Here is a 2,012-nt window from a genome sequence, read left to right as displayed (position 1 = left end):
TTCTTTGGCTACAAATCCCACGTCTCCATCGACCGGAAGTTTCGGTTTATCGGGAAATGGAAGACGACGAATGTCGCAGCCAGCGATGGTGCGCGCTTGAGAGAGGGGCTGCTGGATAAAACCAATGTAGCCTCAGGCGTTTGGGCTGATACGGCGTATTGCTCAAAAGCCAATGAAGACTTCATGGAAAAGTAGGGCTTTGTCTCCAAGGTTCATCGCAAAAAACCGCATCTCAAACCGATGGCCCAGCATGTCCAGAAATCGAATGCTGGAAAGTCCGTCATCCGCTCGCGTGTCGAGCATGTCTTTGCCGATCAGAAGTCACAGACGGGGCTGTTTGTCCGGACTGTCGGTATCACCCCGCGGGGTACAGCCCTCAATCTGCTCAAAACTCAGCCCGAAAGCTCCCCCGAAACCGTCAATCAAATCACCAAAACACAGGAATCACCAGCCAAGCACATCAATCAAGGGTTCTTCGTCCCCCCCCCCCCAGTTGGCATAAGAAATATTATGCGACCTATCGATGACTGCCCAATACTACAAAAACAAGGCCATGTGCGTCATGGCATTCGGTTTCACCGCCATCTATAACAAACAACCCATGCGCTGTCGCCGCGCGTGCCCAGGTATGGAATTATTTTTCCATCAGATGATGCGCGATCCCAGTGAGGGTCTTTCGCCTTTCCTCCTGAGCATATAACGGCGTACCGATCAGGAGTTCATCAGGTCTGTACCGCTCTGCGAAAGCAGAAATATTTTTTGTGACGTCTTGTGCGGTTCCTACGAAAGTATAACGCAGTGTGCTGTCAAGGAGACGCTGTTCCTGACTATTCCAGGACACTGACCGAGGTGCAGGAAAAGTCGACGGACGTCCCTGACGCAGGGCAACGAAATGCTGCTGTAGAGATGTTGCCGCCTGCTGTGCTTGGGTATGCGTTTCTCCGATCACTGCGTTGATGCCCAGCATGGCATAAGGTGACTGCAGTCGCTCCGAAGGCTCAAACCGCTCACGGTAAAGCGCCAGAGCCTCTTTCATCAGATCAGGAGCGAAATGGCTGGCGAATGCAAATGGCAGCCCCATAATAGCGGCCAGATGAGCGGAGAAGAGGGACGATCCTAACAGCCAGACCGGTATAGTCAGTCCCGCGCCCGGAACGGCAAAGACCGCCTGACCCTTTTCCGGCTTTTCAAAATAACGCAGCAGTTCGAACACGTCCTGTGGGAAGCGATCAGCGGAGGCCGGATCACGACGCAGCGCGCGCATTGTGGCCTGATCGGAACCGGGCGCCCGTCCAAGCCCAAGGTCGATCCGGCCTGGATAAAGGCTTTCCAGCGTGCCGAAAGCTTCGGCAACAGCAAGCGGTGCATGGTTTGGCAGCATGATCCCACCTGCGCCCACCCGGATGGTTTTCGTAGCGCCTGCGACATAGCCGATCACGACCGCAGTCGCAGCGGAGGCAATGCCCGCCATTGAGTGATGCTCGGCCAGCCAAAAGCGCTTGAAGCCCAGACTTTCTGCATGCTGCGCAAGATCCGCACTCCGATGAAGCGCCTCGGTCGCCGAACTGCCTTCGGTGATGAACGCGAGATCGAGAATTGAAAGTGGAATCATGTGCAACGCCCTGTCACCAGTTTGCCCATATAGGTGGGGTGGACTGTGGGATGTGCCAAGCAGAAAGGGCGAACCTTCTAAAACACGGGGGACGTCGTGCTCCGACCTTAGGCTCAGGACCCATTGATTTTTGTGAGGAATTTTGATTCGGGCTCTGTGAGGAGACTGAAGATGAGCGATCTGCTTTGGCTGACGGACGAACAAATGGAGCGTCTGCGGCCCTTTTCCCCGAAGAGCCATGGCAAACCTCGCGTTGATGACCGTCGAGTGTTGAGCGGGATCATTTTCGTGAACCGCAATGGCTTACGCTGGCGTGATGCGCCCAGGGAATACGGTTCACACAGGACGCTCTACAACCGTTGGAAGCGTTGGAGCGACATGGGCGTTTTTATGCGAATAA

Annotated in this window: 2 protein-coding genes and 1 pseudogene; 2 read left to right on the top strand and 1 reads right to left on the bottom strand. The window is 54.9% G+C overall.

Annotated elements, in window-relative coordinates; translation table 11 throughout:
* Positions 1 to 360: pseudogene (locus GSP01_RS14490) on the top strand (transposase); the annotation flags it as partial.
* Between the two features lie 274 nt (positions 361 to 634).
* Here GSP01_RS14490 and GSP01_RS14485 read toward each other — a convergent pair.
* The gene (locus GSP01_RS14485) at positions 635 to 1,612 is read right to left on the bottom strand and encodes an LLM class flavin-dependent oxidoreductase (RefSeq protein ID WP_141354665.1); all 978 of its coding nucleotides are present in this window, start codon (positions 1,610 to 1,612) and stop codon (positions 635 to 637) included.
* Positions 1,613 to 1,783: 171 nt separating this feature from the next.
* Here GSP01_RS14485 and GSP01_RS14480 point away from each other — a divergent pair.
* The coding region (locus GSP01_RS14480; RefSeq protein ID WP_141354664.1) for a transposase at positions 1,784 to 2,012 on the top strand (229 nt) is incomplete at its 3' end.

The sequence above is a fragment of the Gluconobacter sphaericus NBRC 12467 genome (assembly GCF_006539125.1).
GTDB classification, from domain to species: Bacteria; Pseudomonadota; Alphaproteobacteria; order Acetobacterales; family Acetobacteraceae; genus Gluconobacter; species Gluconobacter sphaericus.
Note: the sequence above shows the minus strand (reverse complement) of the source record. Positions and strands in the feature narration are given on the sequence as shown.

Bases quoted from the DNA above. Each gene is read 5' to 3' on its own strand.
- GSP01_RS14485 (WP_141354665.1), bottom strand. From the start codon at position 1,612: ATGATTCCACTTTCAATTCTCGATCTCGCGTTCATCACCGAAGGCAGT.